At 49.6% G+C, this 21,992-nt stretch carries 27 protein-coding genes; 7 read left to right on the forward strand and 20 right to left on the reverse strand.

Translation table 11 applies throughout. From position 1 onward, the window contains the following. The 3 genes from ACFOLF_RS11930 (at nucleotide 1) to ACFOLF_RS11940 (ending at nucleotide 2,506) form a co-directional block, all read left to right on the forward strand. Nucleotides 1–1,095, forward strand: a complete 1,095-nt coding sequence (locus ACFOLF_RS11930) for a GerAB/ArcD/ProY family transporter (protein ID WP_210046077.1) — start codon at nucleotides 1–3, stop codon at nucleotides 1,093–1,095. Further along, on the forward strand, nucleotides 1,092–2,210 hold the full coding sequence (locus ACFOLF_RS11935) for a Ger(x)C family spore germination protein (RefSeq protein WP_210046076.1): 1,119 nt from the start codon (nucleotides 1,092–1,094) through the stop codon (nucleotides 2,208–2,210). Before ACFOLF_RS11930 ends, ACFOLF_RS11935 begins: the two co-directional genes overlap by 4 nt. A 122-nt stretch (nucleotides 2,211–2,332) precedes the next feature. Next, entirely contained in the window at nucleotides 2,333–2,506 is a 174-nt protein-coding gene (locus tag ACFOLF_RS11940; RefSeq protein WP_210046075.1) for a hypothetical protein, read from the forward strand. Nucleotides 2,507–2,623: 117 nt separating this feature from the next. Here ACFOLF_RS11940 and ACFOLF_RS11945 read toward each other — a convergent pair whose 3' ends face one another. The 20 genes from ACFOLF_RS11945 to ACFOLF_RS12040 all read right to left on the reverse strand — a co-directional run bounded on the left by ACFOLF_RS11945 (nucleotide 2,624) and on the right by ACFOLF_RS12040 (nucleotide 18,315). Further along, nucleotides 2,624–3,397: a DUF1906 domain-containing protein gene (locus ACFOLF_RS11945; RefSeq protein WP_210046074.1), complete on the reverse strand. Its 774-nt coding sequence runs from the start codon at nucleotides 3,395–3,397 to the stop codon at nucleotides 2,624–2,626. A gap of 6 nt (nucleotides 3,398–3,403) precedes the next feature. Then, the gene (locus ACFOLF_RS11950) at nucleotides 3,404–3,748 is read right to left on the reverse strand and encodes a phage holin (protein WP_210046073.1); all 345 of its coding nucleotides are present in this window, start codon (nucleotides 3,746–3,748) and stop codon (nucleotides 3,404–3,406) included. 6 nt (nucleotides 3,749–3,754) lie between these two features. Then, on the reverse strand, nucleotides 3,755–4,123 hold the full coding sequence (locus ACFOLF_RS11955; protein WP_210046072.1) for a hypothetical protein: 369 nt from the start codon (nucleotides 4,121–4,123) through the stop codon (nucleotides 3,755–3,757). 2 nt (nucleotides 4,124–4,125) lie between these two features. Continuing rightward, on the reverse strand, nucleotides 4,126–4,311 hold the full coding sequence (locus tag ACFOLF_RS11960; RefSeq protein ID WP_210046071.1) for a hypothetical protein: 186 nt from the start codon (nucleotides 4,309–4,311) through the stop codon (nucleotides 4,126–4,128). Nucleotides 4,312–4,316: 5 nt separating this feature from the next. After that, a complete protein-coding gene (locus ACFOLF_RS11965) occupies nucleotides 4,317–4,598 on the reverse strand; it encodes a hypothetical protein (RefSeq protein WP_210046070.1) in 282 nt (93 codons plus the stop codon). A gap of 331 nt (nucleotides 4,599–4,929) precedes the next feature. After that, complete coding sequence (locus tag ACFOLF_RS11970) at nucleotides 4,930–7,890, reverse strand: hypothetical protein (protein ID WP_210046069.1); 2,961 nt, start codon at nucleotides 7,888–7,890, stop codon at nucleotides 4,930–4,932. A 3-nt stretch (nucleotides 7,891–7,893) separates the two neighbouring features. Next, the gene (locus ACFOLF_RS11975) at nucleotides 7,894–8,175 is read right to left on the reverse strand and encodes a ketopantoate hydroxymethyltransferase (RefSeq protein ID WP_210046068.1); all 282 of its coding nucleotides are present in this window, start codon (nucleotides 8,173–8,175) and stop codon (nucleotides 7,894–7,896) included. Continuing rightward, a complete protein-coding gene (locus tag ACFOLF_RS11980) occupies nucleotides 8,172–8,759 on the reverse strand; it encodes a putative phage tail protein (protein WP_210046067.1) in 588 nt (195 codons plus the stop codon). The genes ACFOLF_RS11975 and ACFOLF_RS11980 overlap by 4 nt, the downstream gene beginning before the upstream one ends. After that, a complete protein-coding gene (locus ACFOLF_RS11985; RefSeq protein ID WP_210046066.1) occupies nucleotides 8,752–9,831 on the reverse strand; it encodes a baseplate J/gp47 family protein in 1,080 nt (359 codons plus the stop codon). Before ACFOLF_RS11985 ends, ACFOLF_RS11980 begins: the two co-directional genes overlap by 8 nt. After that, on the reverse strand, nucleotides 9,824–10,234 hold the full coding sequence (locus ACFOLF_RS11990) for a DUF2634 domain-containing protein (RefSeq protein ID WP_210046065.1): 411 nt from the start codon (nucleotides 10,232–10,234) through the stop codon (nucleotides 9,824–9,826). The genes ACFOLF_RS11985 and ACFOLF_RS11990 overlap by 8 nt, the downstream gene beginning before the upstream one ends. Then, entirely contained in the window at nucleotides 10,231–10,533 is a 303-nt protein-coding gene (locus tag ACFOLF_RS11995) for a DUF2577 domain-containing protein (protein WP_210046064.1), read from the reverse strand. Before ACFOLF_RS11995 ends, ACFOLF_RS11990 begins: the two co-directional genes overlap by 4 nt. Continuing rightward, nucleotides 10,533–11,504 (reverse strand): XkdQ/YqbQ family protein, encoded by a 972-nt coding sequence (locus tag ACFOLF_RS12000; protein ID WP_210046063.1) that lies wholly within the window; start codon nucleotides 11,502–11,504, stop codon nucleotides 10,533–10,535. The genes ACFOLF_RS11995 and ACFOLF_RS12000 overlap by 1 nt, the downstream gene beginning before the upstream one ends. Continuing rightward, complete coding sequence (locus ACFOLF_RS12005) at nucleotides 11,497–12,213, reverse strand: LysM peptidoglycan-binding domain-containing protein (RefSeq protein ID WP_210046062.1); 717 nt, start codon at nucleotides 12,211–12,213, stop codon at nucleotides 11,497–11,499. Before ACFOLF_RS12005 ends, ACFOLF_RS12000 begins: the two co-directional genes overlap by 8 nt. Then, nucleotides 12,210–14,309, reverse strand: coding sequence for a hypothetical protein (locus tag ACFOLF_RS12010; protein ID WP_210046061.1), 2,100 nt, complete (start codon nucleotides 14,307–14,309; stop codon nucleotides 12,210–12,212). The genes ACFOLF_RS12005 and ACFOLF_RS12010 overlap by 4 nt, the downstream gene beginning before the upstream one ends. Nucleotides 14,310–14,388: 79 nt before the next feature. Beyond that, nucleotides 14,389–14,811 carry a phage tail assembly chaperone gene (locus ACFOLF_RS12015; RefSeq protein WP_210046060.1) on the reverse strand — a complete coding sequence of 141 codons (423 nt, stop codon included), beginning with the start codon at nucleotides 14,809–14,811 and terminating at the stop codon, nucleotides 14,389–14,391. 37 nt (nucleotides 14,812–14,848) lie between these two features. Further along, complete coding sequence (locus ACFOLF_RS12020; RefSeq protein WP_210046059.1) at nucleotides 14,849–15,313, reverse strand: phage tail tube protein; 465 nt, start codon at nucleotides 15,311–15,313, stop codon at nucleotides 14,849–14,851. Between the two features lie 15 nt (nucleotides 15,314–15,328). Continuing rightward, a complete protein-coding gene (locus tag ACFOLF_RS12025; protein WP_210046058.1) occupies nucleotides 15,329–16,645 on the reverse strand; it encodes a phage tail sheath family protein in 1,317 nt (438 codons plus the stop codon). Nucleotide 16,646: 1 nt separating this feature from the next. Continuing rightward, the gene (locus ACFOLF_RS12030) at nucleotides 16,647–16,835 is read right to left on the reverse strand and encodes a hypothetical protein (RefSeq protein ID WP_210046057.1); all 189 of its coding nucleotides are present in this window, start codon (nucleotides 16,833–16,835) and stop codon (nucleotides 16,647–16,649) included. Then, entirely contained in the window at nucleotides 16,832–17,260 is a 429-nt protein-coding gene (locus tag ACFOLF_RS12035; protein ID WP_210046056.1) for a phage tail terminator family protein, read from the reverse strand. The genes ACFOLF_RS12030 and ACFOLF_RS12035 overlap by 4 nt, the downstream gene beginning before the upstream one ends. Nucleotides 17,261–17,661: 401 nt before the next feature. Further along, nucleotides 17,662–18,315 (reverse strand): DUF1492 domain-containing protein, encoded by a 654-nt coding sequence (locus tag ACFOLF_RS12040; protein WP_210046055.1) that lies wholly within the window; start codon nucleotides 18,313–18,315, stop codon nucleotides 17,662–17,664. A gap of 356 nt (nucleotides 18,316–18,671) precedes the next feature. On the opposite strand from ACFOLF_RS12040, the gene ACFOLF_RS12045 reads away from it, so the two are divergent. From ACFOLF_RS12045 to ACFOLF_RS12060, 4 genes are all read left to right on the forward strand, one after another. After that, nucleotides 18,672–19,055 (forward strand): helix-turn-helix domain-containing protein, encoded by a 384-nt coding sequence (locus ACFOLF_RS12045; protein WP_210046054.1) that lies wholly within the window; start codon nucleotides 18,672–18,674, stop codon nucleotides 19,053–19,055. 24 nt (nucleotides 19,056–19,079) lie between these two features. Beyond that, entirely contained in the window at nucleotides 19,080–19,490 is a 411-nt protein-coding gene (locus ACFOLF_RS12050) for an ImmA/IrrE family metallo-endopeptidase (RefSeq protein WP_210046053.1), read from the forward strand. A 296-nt stretch (nucleotides 19,491–19,786) separates the two neighbouring features. Further along, a complete protein-coding gene (locus ACFOLF_RS12055; RefSeq protein WP_210046052.1) occupies nucleotides 19,787–20,479 on the forward strand; it encodes a FadR/GntR family transcriptional regulator in 693 nt (230 codons plus the stop codon). Beyond that, complete coding sequence (locus tag ACFOLF_RS12060) at nucleotides 20,476–21,708, forward strand: CynX/NimT family MFS transporter (protein WP_210046051.1); 1,233 nt, start codon at nucleotides 20,476–20,478, stop codon at nucleotides 21,706–21,708. Before ACFOLF_RS12055 ends, ACFOLF_RS12060 begins: the two co-directional genes overlap by 4 nt. Nucleotides 21,709–21,992: the final 284 nt, after the last annotated feature.

Genomic DNA, 21,992 nt, shown 5'->3' on the forward strand with positions numbered 1-21,992 from the left:
TTGAATGAAAAGCTGAGTACATTTCACATTGCCCTATTAATCTACATGATCGAGCTTGATGTAACCATGTTCAGCATGCCCAGGCTTGTTGCGGAAAACATCGGAACCAACGGGTGGCTCGGTGTTATTCTGCTTTCATTTGCAGCCGCCGTTAATATCATGTTGATCCAGCTCGTCTACCGAATAGGCAAGGGACGCTCCGTGTTCGAGATTGCCCGGCATACGCTTCCCCGCTTCGTGCTGTATCCGGTCTATATTCTGCTTGCCTTGTTCTGGACGGCGCTCGGGAGCTTTATCTGCAAAAAATATGTTCTGATCTTTCAAATGCTATCCTTCCCCACAACGAACCCGATGCTGCTGTATGGGGTAATCGTCCTTCTGATGTTCTACTTGCTGACCAAGGGCATTTATAATATCGGGAAAGTGAGTACGATTTTTTTCCTTTTCACTATCGGTTTGATTTTTTTTATCTTTTATTATATTCCCAGCTGGCGGGTCGTTCGTTTTACGGAGTATTTTTTTCAAGGAACATCCGGAGGGCATGGTTGGGTCGGTTGGATTGAGGTATATACCATTTTTGTCGGATTTGAGCTGGCCCTGCTGCTTTTTCCGTTCACCAACAAGAAAAGCGGCTTGATCAAAGGGATTTATGCCGGCCATTTCATTCATTTGTTCACGGTTCTGCTGCTGATTTTCACCTGCTTCGGCTTCTTCAGCTTCGAGCAGCTGAAGATCCTGATGTATCCCGTCATTAATCTGTTATCCTTTATTGAGCTTCCCTTTATTAACAGAGTCGAAAACCTGATCTATACCATATTCCTGTTTGCCAATCTGATCTCACTTGTCATGTTTACCTGGGCCGCCTTGATGAGTTTGAAACAAATATTCCCCGCAGCCAAAGCCGGAATTCTGGAGCTGGCATTAGCTGTATTGTCCTTCGGATTCGGATGCATCCCCCGCATCGCCCGGGAATCTGAACGGCTGCTGATCCTGGCTTATTATGCCGAGATTGCGTTATCATTCACAGCCCCTCTGGCTCTACTGCTGCTGTTAGCCTGGCAAAGCTTATTCCGCAGGAAGGGATCAATGCCATGAGAAAAGCCATCTTATGCCTGACTCTCTGCTTCTTCCTGACAGGCTGCAGGGACGAGAAAATTATTGAGCAAATGGGTTTTGCGCGCACCCTCGCTTACGATACGGCTAATCCGGATGGCAGCGGCAATTTGCTGCGGATCACGATCAGCATACCTCAGGCTCAGCCTCATCACACCCGAATCCTGCTGTCGACAACAGCAAGGTCGAGCAAGGAAGCCCGGCTCATCTTCACCCGGGAGAATAACCGGCAGGTAGTCAGCGGACAGCTTCGGACTGCTCTATTTGGCGAGAAATTGTCATCAATCGGGTTATGGCATCATGTGGACAGCCTTGTCCGCGATCCGTCCATCGGCAATACAGTGAGTGTGGTCGTCGTTGAAGGCGATGCCAACGATTTACTGGAAAGCGAATTCTCCCAGTACCCTTCGACAGGGGAATATATTGAAACTCTGATTCGCTCCGGCAGCCGTGCGAATGAAATCCCTTCGTCCAATCTGTATACCTTCACAAGAGATTTCATGGACAAGGGGATTGACCCTGTCGCTCCGATCCTTAAGGCATCGAAGGAAAGTATTAAACTTGATGGCTTGGCGCTGTTTCGGGAAGACCGGTATGTGGGAAAGGTTGAACCCCGGGACTCGCTGCTGATTGCCTCTATGATGGGCCGCGTTCATTCAGGAGAGCTGGCGATTCCGGTTCCTTCGGAGAATGGGGAAGAGAGCGATATTGTCATCATGAGCTTTATGTCCAGCAAACGAAAAATAACGATCAGCCACAAACAGCCCATTAAAAGCGGCTCCGACCTGAATGTGGTCGTTCATATGAAGCTGCGCGGCTCGCTGCTGGAATATACCGGCACTATGAAGCTCCAGGAAGCGGAGATTCAGAAAAAAATGGAGGCGATGATGAGTGCGTATCTGGAAAAGGAAGGAACCCGGATCATTAAGATGATGCAGCAGTTAAGCGCGGATTCCCTGGGAATCGGTCAATATGCGCGAAATGAGATGAGCTATGCCCAGTGGGAGCGTACCGACTGGCATGCTTTCTTTTCCCGGGCGAATATTAAGGTCGTCGCAGATGTGAAAATCAAGGATCTCGGAAAGGTGCAGCAGTGATGCTGCGTCGTGGACCGCATGATCCCCCAAACTGCAGCGTTTCACTGGAGAAATAGAGGTTTGCCTCTCCTGCCCGCTTCTATGTTATACTGCTAAAATATCCATGCAGGAGGGTTAATGAAATGAAAATTTATATCATTCTTTCGTTTAATGAAGATGGAATGGAAAATGTTTATGCAGGTACGGACGAGGAAAAGGCATTGTCCCTGAAGCCCGGGGATTTTGAGAAGTGCGATGCTCTATTCGTGGAAATATGGGAAGACGGAGAGAAAACGGATGATTTTCGTCTGGAATGACGGGGACAGCAAAGCAGGATGAAATCATAAAAGAAATGGCAATAGTGCCTGGGGTGAAATATTAGAAGAAGAGACGCTTCAGGCATGTTCAACATGCTTGAAGCGTCTTTTTTGAATTCACCGGATAGTGATGCCAGCCGCTTTGCGCACTTCATCCGCCAGGCGATGAATTTCGGTGCGGGCTTGTTTATCTGTGGTCAGCTCGTAGCTGGCGGCCAATAACCGGATGATCGCATCCGCGTCCCTTGTGTTCATTTTCATGCCGCCCTCCTGGGGGACGGGAGGCAGGGCAGGTTGTCCGACAGCCTTCGTGCTCCACCAGCCTTCATTGCCGAAGGATTCATTGAGATCAAGCTTAACGCCTGCGACATTGGTATCGTTCTGGTACTGATGGATGTTCGCATGCTGGCTTAGCTTCCCTCTGCTCCAGGCATAGGTCTGCCAAAAATGTGAACAGGTTTTGCGCCTGGCCATCTCCTCAATAACAGCGTAAGAGCCGTAGACACCAGTGCGGTAACCCGCTAATTGAGCTGCCGCGGCTCTTAAATATTGGGCAATGGCCTCGTAATCCTGCGTTCCCGCATCATAATCGACTGCAAAATAAATCGCGCTGCCCTGGGGCTGCCCAATCAGCACCGCTTCTCTCAAGGCTGCCATGCCATCAGACATGCCATGAGCTGCGCCTCCAGCCGGACGATTCACGCTTGTTTCATAAACAGAGACGATCTGCATCCCCGCCGCTGTGATCGCCTCTGCCTCGGAGCGGTTGAGCCGTTTCCAGGAGAGCCGCTCCGGAACGAGATAACGTGCAGCGAAGAGGAAGCCGGCACCGGCAAGCACCTTCGCGTTCGAAGCGGTTAAGGGGATGGCGCAGTCCAATCCTTTTGCCATTAGTGTTCACCTGCTTTCCGGGGTAGGCGGTTTTTTGAAGTCCAGTACGGCCTTCTCAATAGCGGCGCGGATCGTCTCGGCGGAAACCTCGATCCCAAGCCTCGTTATGTGATTGGCGACATAAGCAAAGGCCGCTTCCAGCTTTTGCGGGCCGCCGCTCTCAATATAGGTGGCTTCGGCAAGTGCTGCCGCTTCCTTCGCCAGCTTGTCCAGCATGTCCCGCTGCCCGGAAGTAGTGTGGATATCCAGCCAGATTGAGACCTTCTTGTGCAATTTTGCGATACATCCGAGCAGGAAGGCAGCCAGGAGGCCAACAAGCGCCTGTACAATCATTATCAAATAGGGCTCCATGTTTGATCATCCTTTCGATTTTGGTTTCTTTTTGAAATGAACAAAAGCGTCATAGCGTTTCTTATAGGTTTGTATGGACAGGAGAAATAATCCCAAAGCCGCCGCCGACTGGGCTGTCAGCCATGCCAGCCGCTGGATTTTCTCCAATTTCAAGCTGATGAACCCCAGCAGCTCCGATAGAGAAATCCAAAGCGTAATCCCCATGGAGAGGGTGTAGGCTGATAGAAAAAAGAGCATCGCCAGCAGAAACGCACTGACAATGCCCGATTTGATCCGCTCTTTGAAATAAGGGATTTGCGAAATAAGAATAAAGGAGGCTGAAATGGTCGAGAAGGCATACAGCAGGAATAGGGTCCAATCAATGAGTAGAGACATGATCATTCCCCCTCCTTCTCATAAACAAGATATTTGGCGAAATTGTTGTTTTTGACGATGTCCTGCAGCTCCTGCGATAAATGACGGTAACGATGAATGGATAACGATACGCTGATGGAGGCGTTGTTGAGATCATCCCGTTTGTCCCGAAATCGGGGGAGAAACCATTCCAACCATTTTAGAGGCATGCTTGTCATCCTCCCCTGTTATCAGGGGTGTCCTTCTTGATATTTTTGAACCACTCGATCATCGGCGCCATCACACCTTCGCGTTCCTTGTCCAAAATCTCCTGCAGCCGGTCCCGGTCCTCTTCCGCCCTGTCCAGCAAACTGCGCGGCACCAAGTCACCACGGATAAGCATCCGGACGATATAGAGCACCACAATGAGCAGGACAATAGCCAGAATAAGTGAAAGGCCATACTTTTCCGCCAGCTGCGCAAGCTTTTCAATGGATGTCAATTGTTCCGGATCCATCCTGGTGACCTCCTCTTTTTGATAGAATTGCGAGTGAATTAAAATACTTGTGCAGATTTCAAAATAAGTTCACATCAGGACTAGCTGGGCTAACACAAAAAGGACCGTGAACGGTACTTGAGTGAGAAAGTATTTTAATATATCTGTGTCCAATACCACACCTCCATTATGCGGAGTCCTCAATTAAATCTGTGCGGTCTTGCTCATTGAGGCAAGCGTCGATTCCTGCTTAGAGATCGATGCGCAAAGCCCGTGTAAATCAGGAAATGATGATGCTGTTCGTGTCAAAACGTAAATAATGTTTATATTTGTCCAAAGCCATTCACCCCCGTTATAGCTCGGCATCTGCCGTCCAGTGCCATTGATAGACCCCTTCCTGCGCCCCGCTAGCAGCTGTAAATAGACGTCCTGCATGGCTCGTTGATCGGAACTCCATACCGGATACAGCAACATCAGAACCCGTAGTAAATAATGATGCCTTACTTACTGCACCGCTCATGGAGTACACTGTCATGGTCGGGGGCATACGCTTCTCAACTTTAAAGCTACCGCCATCAGCCACAATGTACCCGCCTTGCGAATAAATTGAGACCATGCCATCCGCAGTAACAGTACCTGGGGAGACGGTATAATTATATGTTTTTTCAAAATATCGCTGACACAACGCTAGTTCTTCCGCGAAACTATGCGGCTGAAATGAAAGGGCAGTATCTCCCGAATTCACTTGAACTTGTGCGATATCAATGTTGCCGGATCCTCCGAATGTTTCAACCCGGCCTGGCACCCCAAGTGCTGACGCATAGCCTTTATTCCCCCATGCATATAGGAAATGAACTTGAAGGGTGTCATCGCCATTGGTGCCGAATGTCTTTCCTTTCAAGGTATTAGTTGTGAACGTATATTTATAATGTGTCCACGTGGATGTAAGCGAGAATGTTGTTCCACTTATGCTCTCTCCTGCGCTGGGACTTCCTCCTGTTCCGTAAGACTGACCAAGGAATATCCCGAGTTTTTTTCCTGCTATCGAACTTCTTGCCCAAAATGATACGGTTACTTTTTTGCCTAATCCAGCGAGGTACCTCGTTCCATTTTCGATTAATTGTTGAAGTAAATAGGCGTCGTCAGCCGCATAATTTGATCCTGCTCCGTTCGTATTAACTCGATAAAAATAGGCTGCGTTTGGAATTTCGTCGTTTACGATTGACTGCCTCGAGTGAGTAATAGAAGTCGGCAATACGGATGTAGATATTGCGGTAAACAACTTCCAACGGTCGGCTGAGAACGAGGCAAATGTCGGATTAATCGCGCTTGTTCTCCGTTGCCATATGTCAAAGTTTCCATTAATCAGCCAATTTTTATAACTCATAGTCGGTATCTTTTCCATCGTAAGGATTTGTAGTTTCCCTAGATCTTTTACTGTCGTATAGAGCGTGTCAGCAAACTTGAGAGAAGCCGTATTTAAAGAAGCACCTTCAGAGACTAACGTTATGTGATTATTGCCCCTCTCCAACATAACCGCGCCACACATGCTTACGTCTTCAATGACCGAAGCTGCAAGCTGATATTGCAGCTCATATGGTTTGAAGTTCGAAGCTTGTCTCGTCGGTAGTACATTTGAACTATCTACATACACAGCATTGCTTCCATCGATTCTCCTCACCCATGCTTTATTGGACCCGCCATTAAACATACCAGAGCCATCCGGATTTGTTATAAAATCGTGCATCTTCCAACCATAAAAATACGCTTGAATCTCGGCGACAGTTGGGACATAAGAATCTCCCCAACCGGAATCTACACCGGAAACAGAAATATAAAGATTCTGGCTGTTAGTTAAAACGCCATCATAAACCTGGTCCGGACTATCTAATACATTGTTGTATTTTCCCAAAATTTTGCCGTTATATTTGGTTATTAATTTAGTTCCATCAACAATATTTGAAAGCATAGCATCAATCCTTACTTGTTTATATGCTAATGCATTTTGTTGATGCAGTACCCATGGCAACGAACCATCCAGCAATATTTTTTCATATCGTTTGAATTTCTTTAGTTTTCCATCCATATACTCTATTGAATCGGTTTCACCTCCTGTCAGGCCTAGCAATTCAGTATAGAGTTGAACTGTAGTCTTACATTGGGGCTTGAATAGCGTAGTTGCTGCACCTATTTCAAGCCGCGGAAATTTAAATAAGAATGTTCCCGTAGTGGTCAGAGCATTTGTGGCTATGACATGCAAATACTTCGTACCAGAGGGCGTAATAAATGTTGAACCATTTTTTTCAGGCGCTCCGTCATCATTTGCCCACTCTCCGATTCTTTGCATGTTTGCATCTAACGCCGAAATAAAAAAGTTATCATCTTCACTCGCATGTGAAAATGAATAGACCTGGTTCTCCAGAACAGGAATGTTCACAACAGAATCGGACCAATTCGTTATAGCATTTAGTTGTAATTCGTAGGGTTCAGTTACTCTTGCGTTAGTGTGCAGCGTCCATTCCGAAAAAGGCGGTATAAGGTTATCCCTTATATTCGTCAAAGTCGGATTCTTTACTCCGTGAATTCCCGTTCCAAGACAAGGATATTTAGTTGAAATTTGCACTGGTGTCATACTGGCAAGTTCATCATACTCAGTCTGGCTTATCTCATAAACTCGAATATCATCAAAATTTGCATTGCCGTTTGCACTGACAAGGAGGCGTATAGCCAAACTTGTACTACCAGGATTTGGGGAGAATTTGAATATAGATAAATTAAATGCTGCAGTATCAGTAATCAGAGGAACTAGTGCGTTGTAATCGCCTGTAACCGTTGGTCCGTTATAAGTAACAGGATAGATTAATGCCGTTCCAACATTCGGTTTAATTTGTCCGATTATCAGGTATCTACCTGTATCTTTAATTGGAGCCGTGAATTTGACTGCTGCCAGATTATTTCCATCAGCAGAACCATTATAGGTTAGTTTATACGACGAACTTCCACTTACTTTCTGCATTGAATCAAGTGTCAAGACAGCCGGAGAAGCTGACCAACTGTTCAAGCTCTCTCCGTTACCCGCATCACCGATCATATTCACCAGCGTCCGCCCCTGAATCTGTGGAAAAGCAATCGCGGGAACATTGCCACCCTCTACGATCTGCGTTCCGTACTTGAGCGGTACAGTCACGCTGCTGTCTTCAAAAATTTGATCGACACGATCATGAACGTCGCCAATGCCCTGCTCAATTCGGTTCATGTCCGTTTCTGTGACCAGATCGTTATACTGCCAATCTGTTTTTTCATTAAAAGCCATAAATTAACCCTCCAGTAATTTGATAGTATGCAGCAATAAGGAGTCAGCTGTAATCGGCACATTGACCACATTCGTGCTTATGACTTGGTCAGCGCTGTCTTTTAGCTCCAGAAGCGTGATCTCGGCCACGGAGCCATTTGGTACCATATACTGCATAATGAGTTCTTCTTCACTGACCTCTTTGATTTGAAAACCGGTTATTTCATAGCTGCCATTCAGCACAACCTTCTGGACTTTACCCCTGGTGAACGTGGCCATCTCATTCAAGTAATGCGAGGTTATCACTTAAGAATCACCTCCTGCTCCAAAACTGCAAATGGCGTTCGGCCGAGATGCCAGAGAGTGGAGAGGCGCGTTTCGCGGTTGAGCTTTTGCAGCGAAATATGCTCTTCCAACTTGATGGTATCCTCCAAAGCCGTCTCCTGCCGATAAATGATATTAGCCGGTTTGATTGCCTTCACCGTATACTCAACCTCTTTAAAAAGAGATGCTTCCTCTATCTTCGCTGTGACAGTCAGAATAAAATGCAAAGGATCCACAGAGGCAATCGTATGCCCGGTTCCTACCAGAAAATCCAGACGCTCCTGCAAATACCGGATGGTAAACGGAGGCTTCGTGGAGTAACGGTTGATAATCCGCTTCTTTCGAAAATCCAAGGACTCCGTCAACGGGTCTGCCTGAATTCCCAATATTTTCTCACGACGTTTGATCGCCTGCTCCTGGGATGTCATTACAAACTGATCATCAAACAACTGCTGAACCGCCTGCGCGGCAGAGACCATCTCAACCTCTTCTGTACCTGTCCATTCCGCGAAGTCTACGATATCATGATAGAATTCAGGCAAATAATCCATCAGGCTGTTACTCATGGATCGTCACCGTCCCCCGTACAGGTATCTCATCCTGAACGAGTATCACATTGGCCGCTGTACCATTCAACAGTGAACCCGTGACATCCTGAATACCCGGAATTGTCAGAATCCGCGCATCGATTTGAGCTGTGCGAACGAAAATCTCTGTCGTATTAGCCCAATCCTGCCTCAGTTCCTGCAGATAAGCCGCAATGACGGCTTCAACATCAGGCCTAATCTGGCCAATGGTTACATCGTTTGCCAACGTTAGCGTCGTGTCCACATCAATGGAAATCGCATTGGCACCTGTAATGGTTACCACATGCCCGATTGGTACAATACCAATGCCGCTGCCGCCGTTTACAGCCGGATCGACAATAGTCTGCACTTCATTAATCAACTCCAGCGAGGGTACGCTCCAATCCGAAGCAATAACCACGCATTTCACCGTCCCCCCGCCGTTCCACACCGGAAACACCTTGGTCCCGCCTACCCCGTCCAGCGCATTGATCTTTTGCTTGTAATCCGCAACATTCCCTCCGAAGGCCGGTTCATTGACCGCTTCATAATAACGCTGGCGCAGTGCGTCGTCCGATTCCTCATCTTCCCCGGGAATCAGGACTTCCGCGAGCTCTGCCCGGATCAGTCCCTGCACATAATCAATCGGCAGCATGCTGCCGAATTTCTGATTGCCTACGGCCCCCGCCGTCTCGCTCTCCATGCGGAAAATACCGGCATCCATGCGATCCTTGACGGCCATTATGACATTATCGATGGAAAATCGGCTGCCAAGCGGCACATCAATCGACCCGTCGCCGCTTCCGTAGAACAGTCCTTTACGCTCCGCCTTCGTGGCCGATTTGCGATTGACCCCGAACTCCGTTGTGCGCCTGGTCAAATATTCCCCCGAGGCGGTATCCGCAAACGATAAATGATAATTAATATCCAGCTCGATATACATCTGCGCCAGCTCCGCCGCGGCAGGTGCGCAGGCATCGTAAATAATGGAGCCTTCCCGCTTGTCGATCGAATCCGATATCCGCCCCAGCATGCGGCTCAATATCGCATCAAATGTAGCCAGCTCATACACGCGCAGTCACCTCTCCCATAAATTCGAACGATCCGGTATCCGTCATGACATTGAATACTGCCGCGATCGAATCCCCGGTTATTTCAACCTTCAGATCCGTGATCTCACGAATGCGGTTATCCTGCAGCAGCGCTTCCTCCAGCATCCGTCTGACCTCCGCCTCCACGAACAATGGATTGGTCCCGATCAGACTCTCCAGCTCATGACCGTAATCAAAGCTGTAAATCACATGCCGGTAACGCACCGTCTGCAGAATCTTGAACACCGCCTGCTTCACCGCCTCCAGTCCGTCCACCATGCCCGATACTCGCTGCGTTCTCAAATCCAGCTTATATGTGTACGACGGCCGTGCGATTTCTTCCAATTGCGCATCCGTAATCTGACCTCCGGCCGGAATAATCATCCACCCACCACCTTGTCCAAAATGACAAACCGATTCCCGCCCTGTACCCGCAGCATCAGCACACGGTCGCCTGCCGCCAAACCGGGGCGAATCACATAATTCGTGCTTCCAATCATCAGCTCATAAGGCTGTACATTCTCGGCAAGCACCAAAAAATCCGCCGTTAGCGTAAAACGTTGGTCGACGTTTACTTCAAGCGGACTTGCATGGACCACATTCCCGTATAAAATATTGACCGGACTTCCCGCTTCAACCGCATGGCCGGCAGCGGACTTGATGACATCCAGCAAGCTTCCCATTAATCCACCACCTTCAGTTCGAGGCTCATCGTATGATCGGCCCCATTGAATTTATGCTGGCATTCATCCACCAGATATGCCTCATTAATTCCCATTTCATCGATGATTATCTGGACGTAGGAGCCGGCGCGAAGCCGCAGATCCCCCAGCGCATCGACTTTCAATGTCCTCGACTCCCGGTTCCTCAGAAGTATGAGCTGATCCTGCATTTCCTTGATTTGTGCCTCATTCAGTTTCTCGTCAATGGATTGATACAGCTCCAGCAAGCCCCACTGGGCAATCGTGTCGCTCCGCTGGGCCACATAAACCTCCCGCACCCCTTTTTCCTTATTGTCGCGATAGAGCTTGATTTTGTTGTACGTATCGCTGTCAATGGACCGTTTGGTGGAATAGTCGTACATCAGACTTTCCTCGCCCAGCCAGAAAGGAACAAGCAAATTCTTGATATTGCGGAGCGACAGGGAGCCGAAATCATCGAACAGCACAAAATTGCCATACCCGTGAATCAAGGTATAATCCAGCGCCTTGCAGATGATATCCAGCAGCGAGATATTGTCTCCCAGCAGCGCCGGAATTTTATAGCCGGTCTCGTCGATTGTTCCCAGCTTCAATGAATAATCGCCGGCGATTTTTTGCAGCACATCCACTGCCGTCTTGTTCGTAAAGCTGTACAAGGCCTTGCCGAGCAAATAGCGGATCTGATCGTAACAGAGGATCCTCACGCCTTCGTCTCTCCCCGAGTCGATGGAGAAAATATAGCCGAAAAAAACATTTTGGTTCTCCTTGCGGAACCGGATGATATCCCCGTTTTTGTACAAAAACTTCGGATCCTGCCACAAGCTGTTTTTGATCAGCGTGAATTCCAGCGTACCCGGCTTGCCGATCCGGCTTGTTTTCCAGGTGATATCCGTTACGATGTCGGCAATATCCCAGATTGTCCCCAGTTTATCGTCAAGCAGCACCTCATACATGGGCAGCGGCTCCTTGCGGGATTTTGAGCGCCAGACCAATCGGCAGCTGTGTAAGCTGGGCATTCGTCAAGCCGTTCAGCTTTTGAATTTCGCCCCAGCGCTCCCCGCTTCCCAGCAGAAGCTTGGCCACCTTCCATAGGGAGTCACCGGCTATGAGTGTATAGGTCGCGGGCGGGAGCTGCTCATTCGGCCGTGCGGGAGCGGGTTTCTCAGCTCCCTTATCCGTGACCGGAACCTTGCGCGCGGCATAAAATTCGTACTTTTTCAGCGTAATGCTGAATTCAATATCTCCCCCGCTTCCCGCCACCTCCTTCCAGTCGAATTTCTCGATGCTGACCGGCGTGTTAAGGCTGAACATCTCCCCGGTAAACTCAAAACGGACCGGCATTTTGCTCCGCATCCAATTCAGGATATATTCCAAATAGTAGCGGGGCTCCATCAAACTGGACGAGGTGAGGAGCGGATCATGGTCGCGGTATTTTCCCAGCAGATTTTTCTGGCTGTACAACCGTTTACCCGGATTTGGAAAAAATCCGCTGAAGGAATACTCCGGCAGCTGCTGGCTCTGAATAACATTGATTTCGCCCTTGCCCATCACATCGTAGGTTTTCCCTTTCCCGCCTTCGCGGATTTCGATTTCCCCGGGATTCACCGGGAATTCGAACCACTCCTTGCGGCAATTCCAGCTTAATCGTATGCTGTAGGTCATTTGTACACCCCCTGTGCGGATGATGCGATCTCGGTCTCAAGCGAGGTTTTGATCCGCCCGACGATCGTGTCCACGTCATAGCCATTGTTGATGTTGCCGGTATGCGTAACATTGACGCTTGGCGTCAGCGATACGAAATTCTGGATATTTTTCATCTCGGCCAGCTCCCGCATCATCTTCATATCCTCGCTCGTGACATCCACCGAATCGTTGATTTGGCCGACTTCCCCGACTTTGTTGATATCCGGTATTGTCCCTGCTGCTGCCGGCGGGGCGGCTATTGCCGGTGCCACAGGCATTTCCGGCGATGGGGGCATAACGGGATCAGTTGGCATCATCAAAGCTCCCGGTGTGCCCCCCAAGTCTTTGTTTGGATCGGCAATTGGCTTCCCAAGGCTGTTATCAATCTTTTGTTTCCACTTATCTGCATTGAAGTTTTCCGTGGCATCGGCCGCTGCGTTGAAGGCATCATCAATCCCGTTTGTAATACCGTTTTTGAACTTGCTGCCGTCGATCTTGTTTAGCTCCAGATCGATCTTGGCGTCAATTCCAATGAATTTGCCCACCGCATTGATAACCTTGTTGATACCGGATAGAAAGATATTGACACCGTCGATGAACCCGTTAATGAATCCTACCCACGCATCAATATAGAAGCCAACGGATTTGGAAATGACCTCGCCCATCGAACGGAAAGCATCAGCCACGAATTCGCGCACCGGCTGCAGCGTTGCTATAATCGCAAGGAATGCGACAATGAGGCCCACAATAAGCAAAATAATTAAGGAAATGGGATTCATCGCCATAACCGCGTTAAAGATACCTTGTGCTGCTGTCCATACTTGCACTGCAATAGCTGCTGCCTGGGTAATGAGCAGGTACGTGCCAACCGCAGCCGCAATCCCCAGGATGAGCGGACCCGCGTATGGAAGGACCGTCATGAAGATGCTCCCCAGCCACTGCGCAAATTGGGCAACCTGCGCCAAACCCTGCGCGAGCAAGGAGAGTCCGATGCCGATTCCATCGAAAAACGGCTGAAACTTTCCGTCCAGAAAAGCCTCATTCAGCATTGTAATAAGGGGAAGCAGTGCCTGCATGGCCCCCATCCCGGCGTCAGCCAGAGCATACTTTAAGGTGTTGCCAAGGATCTGCACCTGGGTAGTCGGACTCGCCAGCATATTATCGAAGCCGTCACCGGCCATACCTTGAAGCTCCAAAATAGTTTGGAAGGACGAGATGAACCCCGCCATATCCCCTGATTTCGCTTTATCCAGCAGACCACTTGACTCTATAACGCCTTTATCAATTCCGTAGGAGCGGGACAAGGCTCCTGCATCCCCATTGGTGGCGGCCTTTACGGCGGATATCGATCCTTTCATCCCCTTCCCTCCGGTATCGAATACAGACAGATGGGCAGCAATATCGGTTAATTCCACCGTCTGTCCGACATCGCCATTGAACAGAGACAGCCCTCCTTGCAGAGCTTTATTCACATCCTGTCCGGCCGCAAGTGCGCTTTTCTTGATGCCTTCAAACAATTCCATGGCATTCTCGCTGCCCAGACGCGAGTGCATCTGATCGATCACCTGCTGTTCTTCCGTGGCTCCTCCAATTGTCGCTTGTACAAAATTCTCCTTGGACGAAAAATTGGAGGCCATAGCCTTCAAATTGGACACCAATCCTTCCGTGCCTTTTCCCGCCTGATTGGCAGCCTGGCTGATACTGTCGAACACTTGCAGCGCTGTGACGTTCATCCTATTCATCGATTCTGTAATGCTATCAATAACAGTCGAAACATTATTGATCGTACTCGTCATTGTGTTACTGGTCATCGTTATACTACTTTCGAGTACGGCGGCAATATTCAGCATTCGGCTGCTGACTTCATTAATCGCTGCATTCAACGCAGCGACGGTACCAGTCGCATCCACAGTGGTCAAATGTACGTTCCTCCTTTCAAATAGACGATAGGGAAGCGCCTCTTGACGAGATGCTTCCCTGCCGCTGTCTGCTATTTCTTCCTCCGCTGCTTCCGCTCCGCTTCGATCCGCACATCGATCATCGCAATGACCGCCGCCTTCTTCGTGGCGCTCCATGCCGCAAAATCCCACGGCAGGATGGAAAGTTCATGGAGGGCGTAATAGGCGTAGTTCGCTTCGCCGTCGCCCTCCTTGATCAGTTTTTTACGTCTTCCACAAGCTCGTTGATATCCCGGTCAAAGCCGTTGACCTTCTGCACCTTCTGGACGAGCGCCGCGTATTCACCGGACAGCAGCATTTTCTTGATCAGCTGATCGCCGCCGAGTACACCGTAGGACTTCTGCAGCTCGGCATTCTTCAAATCCGGATAGATGACGCTGGCCACGACCAGCTTGGCCATATATTCCTCGGGGCTGGTCTCCGGCACCTTCGTGCCGTTCTTGCCCTTCACAAGACGGGTCGCCGACCGACGGATTTCCTCATTCTCAGCCTCGGACATAGAGCGGATCATCCAGGCTGCCGGCGTGCCGGCTTTATCCTTGAAGCGGTCCGATACGATGAAATCCTCCGTCATTTCGGCTGCTGCATTTTGGGCGAAAAATAAACTGAGTTCACTCATGGTATGTCATTGCCTCCTGTTTATCGTTAGATGATGGCTATACCGTCGGTTTGCTGAAAGGCGTCGACACCTCGACATCGTCGAAGGTAAAGGCTACTTCCTCTTCAAGGGCATCGTCCGAGGAAATATCGAACTTCGCCATAATGACGCTGTCCATGTTGCACTGCTTGAGCACAACTGTCTGCGATCCGACGGAAGAAGCCGGGTCTTCGTTCGTGACATGCAGGTCGAAGTAGGTATCCATGCCTTCGGTAATATATTTCATCATCAGGCTGCGGAAGAAGCTGGTCATGTAATAGATGGTCAGCGTTCCTGAACCGGTCCAGCCGGATGCCTTGTGAGCCACTTGGCGCTTGCCCAGAATCGGCACATCGGATTTCGTTTTTTCCACGGTCGCTTCCAGCGTTTTGGCATAAAATAATTCCTCAACCACGCCGTTAACCGTAATATATGCACGAGCTGTCTTGCCATTAATCGTGTCGCCTGCGTTTAAAAATGCCATAATGGATCGCGCCCCCTATTCTACTGTCACTTTGACATAAATTTTTTCGATGCTGTCAACCGGCGCCACATGCGCTTCGATATAGACGCTGTCCGAATCTGCGCCGGCCGTAATCGCAATATCCGTTTGCGAATCGAAATTCTGAATCGCTCCGATATTTTGCAGTGTGTTCAAGTAATTGACAACCTCATTCCTGAGCAGATTGCGGCCATCCTGATTATTCGTTACTTTGCCGATGAAGAAGCTGCTGAAAATACGGATAAAATCATTGTTGACCGCGTCGAGTACGCGGATGACCCGGTTTTTCGAGAAGGCCTTGCCCTTCTCCGGCGTAAACCCGGTGAGCGTGTTAATATCCTGTTCGACAACCGCCCGGCTGTCGTTCGCCGTGAATATAAACTCGCCGGCCTGCAGCGCGGCAATGATCTGCGAATTGGTATAGCGGGTGCCCACATCGACCGCCCCGTCATACGCGGTGTAGGTCAGCGATTCATTCACCTGGGCCCCTGCTGTGGCGCCTGCCACCCAAGCCGTGCAATCGCCTGCCGTAAGCACGGTGCCGTCGGCAAGAATGACGCCGTTCTTGACGCTGATAATCCCCTCATAATCGGCTGTCGGATAGTTCTCCACTACAGCCTGAATTTTCTTGCCCTCATCCTCGCGCAGCCGCTTGACGAAGGAAGCCACTGTACCTTTGAGCGTATTGTCGCCGGTCGGCAGTGCCATCGTACTGAAATCATGGATTTCGATGGCATTCAGATAATGCGCGACATTTTCATTGGTGACCGTACCATCAGCTCCACCTGTTAGCGGAATTCCCGCCGATGCGCTAAATGCTCCGGTTCCGCTGAATACGACCCAATCGTTGGTCTCCAGCGCGCCGATATTGGCGACGATCTGCTTGTCCGCTTCACTGCCGTTCACAAGCGTGGTCACATCGAACAAGGTGTTATTGTCCACGTTTTCCGCCACCGTCACGGTGATATCATTGCCCCGAATGCCGCCCCAGCGCGCCGTAATGGTCAGGCCAGCATCAGTCTTGGCTGCTTTAACTCCTTCATTGAGACGGTAGAGCAGCAGTGTTTTGGCGCGTTTGAGCGCTTCCTGGATCAATTTCACCTGCGGAGCTGTTGGAGCATATCCGAGCTTGCCCGTTGTATCCTCACCGGCTTCAATCGTGATCACGGTACCGGGTTCACCCCAGGACAACGCGAGGGGCATGGTGACAATGCCGCGTTCCCCCAAGGTTCCTGCCGCTTTCGGAGCGGATTCAAGATTGACATAGACACCCGGTCGAACTTTATTTTGTGTCGTAAATGTTCCTGCTGCCATATTAGCGTACCTCCTGTTTCATAAATTGGTTGATGTGCTCCCTGGCTTCTTCGATCGAATAGCGTCCCGCATCTTCCAGGGCTCCGTTCAGAACGTCCCGCTCGAGCGGTGTGAATCGTGCCGACTTCAGCAGCTTGCCTTTCGAAAAGGTCAATGCCGCAGGCGGATCATTGGTCATATTTCCGTTCATGACTTGGTCCCCTCCTTAATCTGCATGCTCTGCATAAGCGGTTCAACCGGCTTCTCCTGAATGACCGGAAAGACATAGTCGACTGAAAAATGCAGCATATTCTCTATCATTTCATGTTTCATATTCGTGCCGTGATAATAGGCCCCCTCAATGCCGATAAGCGCCAGATGCTCATACAAGCTCTCGGCTATATCCCTCACCATCTCAGGTTTTTGGCCCCCAGCCTTATAACCAATATCGAAGGTATGCACCCGCCGGTACCGGTTGTTCAGCTCTTGGGTCTGCACGACCTTGACCAGCTTCACGATAAAGCACGGCTGCTGCTCGTCTTCATTCTCTTCCCCGTAAATCTCTATGTCCGGAAACCAACTTTCGAGATTCGCGAGAAGACCTTCATAAATCCGGTTGATCGTAACCAAAATCATCCCTTATTCTCCTTCCTTCCGCCCGATTCCCTGGTTTTTGACGCTCACTCCTTTGCCGCCCGACTGCTGCTTGTGTGTCTCATCCCGGCCGATCATCCTCCTGTTCCCCTTGATGGCTGATGCTTGCTTCTTCCGCCTAGTTTAATGCCATCCGACAGGGCCCTTTCGGCGAATAATCCCGCTTGTTGCTTGGCTTCCCGCTTGTCCTTGCCTCGTTTGCTTCATTTGTTCATGTTATCATAATAACACGGTTTTTCGAACAAATGTTCTCATATATGTCCAGATTTTGTCCAGCATATGCCTCCCACAGGGATGAAAAAAGACGAACAGTCCGCGACCGTCCGTCTTTTTGCTTTGCCCGATTCCGTTTTTCACAAGCGGTGATCAAGGGTTCTGAATACTCATCTCCCAGCTTGCGGATGGTCCGGCGAACCTCCTGCTCCTGTGATCGCGCCGTACTCCTCAATGGATTTGCGCCTCCAACTGTAAAGCGTCGAACGGGAAACTCCCAGCTCCTCCATAATCGCCGATGCGTGCATATCCTCCATGAATTCCAGCCGCAGCAGCTGCCCATATTCAGGTTTATACTCACCCAGCACCTCGATCGCCCACTCGATCTGCTTCTTCTCCTGCTCGATCCTCTGCAGCTCGCTGATTCGCTCAATCACTTCATCGTAACCGCCGCGGGCGCCCGACCTTGCTTCAATGACCTTCTCAATCTTGCCCTTCAGCTCCCGCAGCAGCTTCTCGTCTTCCTCGTCTGCAGGACTGAGACCGCTAACCTCCCTCAGCTGACTGTGCGTTCCCGTCTTGTATTGGGTAAGGTAGGCATGGGCTGTCGTTTCCAGCTTCTGCTCCCGTTTGTTCAAATACATATAGGAAGGAAGCCCGCGCAGCTGACGGTGAAGCTCCTGAAGCTGATCATCCTGACGAAATGAACTGATATAGATCCCGTTGCCTACCGGCTGCTTCTCCAGCACCTTGATCCGGGCAGTCAATCGCTTGTAGGAGCGCAGCTGCTCAAGAGCTGTCTGCCCGTAGTAAAATTCTGTCATATTCTGATCTCTCCTCCCCCTTTAATTGATAATTAAATTATCATTATAGACAGCATTGATGAGCTATTTCGGGATAAAGGAACTTTCCTTCATCAAGAAAATCAATCTTCAGGTATCGTCAACTGAGGACTCGCAAAGAATTCGGAACAATCGCTAAAACCCTGTGTAAACGCTCATTTTCGATAAGAAGAAAATCCGGTTGACATCGAAAATAAAATTATCTATACTATTGAACAAGATAATTATTTTATCATTAAGTAGCAAATCAGGACCGGATCCTCGATCGGTAAGATTATTATAAAAGATAATTATTTTATCCGTCAAGCGATTTGGAAATATTGTTGGAGGTCATAAATATGAGTATGGGAGCAATGCTGATTCGCCTTCGGGAGGAAAAGGGCTTAACGCAGGCCGATGTCGCCGCGAAGCTCGGAATCAAGAGAGCCCGTTACAATGCCTGGGAGAATAATATCGCCAAGCCCCGTGTTGCGATGCTCAATCAATTGGCTAATTTCTATGGCGTAAATCCCGATTTTCTGCTAGGCTTTGAATCACACACCCCTCTTCCCGAGTGGGCAACCTCCAGGGACAAGCGCGATTTCAAGAAGATGCTGGAGGAAGACGAGGTCGTCATGTTCGACGGCGTGCCGATCAGCGATGTCGGGAAGCAGCGCGTCATGGACGTACTGACCGGGTTGTTCTGGGAAGCGAAGCAGATGAACAAGAGGAAGAAGAAATAACCGCTAACGATAAAAGGTGATGCCATGAATGAAATCATAACCAAACTCATCCGCCGGTTTCAGACCAACGATCCTTTTGAGATTGCGCGTGGGCTTGGAATTCATATCCGGTTTCTGGAGCTTGCGGAAGGCACCCGCGGCCTGTATTACAAGAAGCTGCGCAGGCGCTTTATTGTCATTAACGATCAGCTCGACGACAACTGGCAGCGCTTCGTCTGTGCCCACGAGCTGGCTCATGACCGTCTCCATCCCGGACTTAGCCGATTCTTGCTGGACGAGCAATCCTTCTATAATGTCGGAAAATACGAACGGCAGGCCAATAAGTTTGCCGTCCGGCTGCTGACAGCCAGCAGTCCTCCTGTCAAAGGAGAAACGATTGAGAAGCTGCTGAAGCGCAACGGCATCCCTGAAGAGATGCAAAGCTTTTTCTACTAACAGCGGCAAGCTCGATCTCTTTTTATTTTGCATAAAGGGATTGGCTAGCGACTTCGGCAGCGGCGCTCAAATTTTTCTTACCTCTGCAATAACGCATGAAACTTAAAATTTTCCGATATTAACACGCGCGAATGCTGAGCCATTGCGCGTGTTTTTATTTGCCTGATTTCCCGGTCTGCTGCATAACAACCGGCATCGATACGCTGCATTCCAGAAACTCTCGATTTACATCCGCCGATAGATATGATAATTTATAAACAACCAAACATCCTATGTTTAAGAATGAAGGTGTAAAGATGCTCCAACAACCAACCCGATTAACCCTTGTCGAGCAGGTAGCCCGTCAAATAGAAGCCATGATTGAATCCGGCGATTGGGCTGTAGGCACCCGCATACCGGCTGAACCGGAATTAATGACGCAGCTTCAGGTTAGCCGAAATACATTAAGAGAGGCAATCCGTGCGCTGATTCATGCCGGGCTGCTCAAGACGCGGCAGGGTGACGGAACCTATGTCAGCTCCTCCAGCGCCTTGGGCTCACTCATTCAGCGGCGGGTCCTTCGATCCGATCTGCTGCAAACGCTGGAGGTTCGGCATGCGCTGGAAAGAGAAGCGGCGTACCTTGCAGCCACCCGCCGTAATGACATGGATATTAAAACCATCAGCTCCCATCTGGATGCCTGTCAGAGAGCTGTTCGGAACCAGGACCAGAATGCCTATATCTCTGCAGATATTCTGCTGCACCAAGCGATCACAGCAGCAGCCCATAATGACGTACTGATGGACTTGTACAGCCATATCAGCGGGGCTTTGCAGCAATCCATTACCTATCTGGTTGAGCTGCGGAGCCGGAATTTGCATGAAGAATTTCATCAACAGCTGGTTGAAGCCATTATTGCCGGGGATGCCGATAAGGCAGTCGAAGCGGTACAGTTATATATCAAGCAGTCCCGAATTGATCTGGAGAGCCGAGTGGAGGAATCACCATGAGTACAGGCAATGAACTAAGGCTGCATCCATCACAATTGGAATCTGCCAGCCGCACGCAAGGAAGTCTGTTGATCCTCGGTTTTATCTTTATAGCCGTAAATATGCGGGCGCCTCTAACCTCCGTTGGTCCGCTGATCGGATCAATCCGCGATTCCTTGGGAATCTCCAGCACCCTTGCCGGCAGCATTACGACGTTACCTCTGCTTGCCTTTGCCTTATTATCGCCATTTGCTCCTGCGCTGGCCCGTCGTTACGGGATGGAACGGGTGCTCCTGTATGCTCTGATTGCGCTTGTTCTGGGCACAGCTTTGAGATCAGCCACCAATGGACTTGGCGCCTTGTTCGGAGGTACTATTCTGATCGGGCTTGCCATCGCGGTTTGCAATGTCCTGCTGCCAAGTCTGATCAAACGGGAGTATTCGCATAAAATCGGGATGATGACGGGAATATATTCGGTTTCGATGAATTTATGCGGGGCGATTGCAACCGGGATCAGCGTCCCCTTGGCCAGTCATATTTGGCTGGGCTGGAGAGGGGTACTTGGCTTCTGGGGGATTCTTGCCTTGATTGCCATCCTAATCTGGCTGCCGCAGCTGCACAACCGCCGGGCTTCATCTCCTGCAGCATCCGGTGCTGCCATTATGCAAGGGAATATATGGCGGTCTCCGCTTGCCTGGAAGGTAACCTTATTCATGGGGCTGCAGTCGCTTATTTTCTATATCACCTTAACCTGGCTGCCGGAAATCCTTGTGGAGCGGGGAATGAGCTCAAGTACAGCAGGCTGGATGCTATCGCTTATGCAGTTCGCTCTTCTTCCCTGCACATTCATTGTTCCGATTCTGGCGGGGCGGATGAAGAACCAGCAGCCCCTTGTGATCGTATGCGCCTTATTATATCTGATCGGTTTTGGCGGACTTTTCTTTCGAAATATTAGCCTGGTTCCGCTTTGGGCAATCATTCTTGGCATTGCCGGAGGCATCTCTTTCAGCCTGGCCATGATGTTCTTCAGCCTGCGCACCAGACATGCCCAAGAAGCAGCCCGCCTGTCCGGGATGGCGCAATCTGTCGGGTATTTGCTCGCTGCAATTGGCCCGGTCCTGTTCGGCATGCTTCATGATATGCTCGGCAGTTGGACATCTTCCCTGTTGATGCTGGTTACTGCCAGTGTCCTGATCGCTGTTTTTGGCATGGGGGCGTCAAGAAATCAGTACATTGGGGAGACCAATTAATACATCTTGTCCCTCTCTTGAAATATTTCTTAATCTAAATGTCATATCCCCTTCATCTGATTTTAAGATTAGCCGCCTATAATAAGAACTAACAACCCCCCTTTATTAATATAGAACGACTTGGACCCGCATATGATGCGGGTCACTTTTTTTATAGCAGAAAGGAACGGCTGTCTCCGTCCTTTGGCGGCGCAGTCAGTTTCTTCCCTTAGACCTTATATAGCAATCGAAAATGGTGAAACTTTTAATTTCCATAAGTCAAAAAAGCCATTTCCGCAAAAGGG

This window comes from Paenibacillus sepulcri (assembly GCF_042647105.1).
In the GTDB taxonomy this organism is placed as follows: domain Bacteria; phylum Bacillota; class Bacilli; order Paenibacillales; family Paenibacillaceae; genus Paenibacillus_Z; species Paenibacillus_Z sepulcri.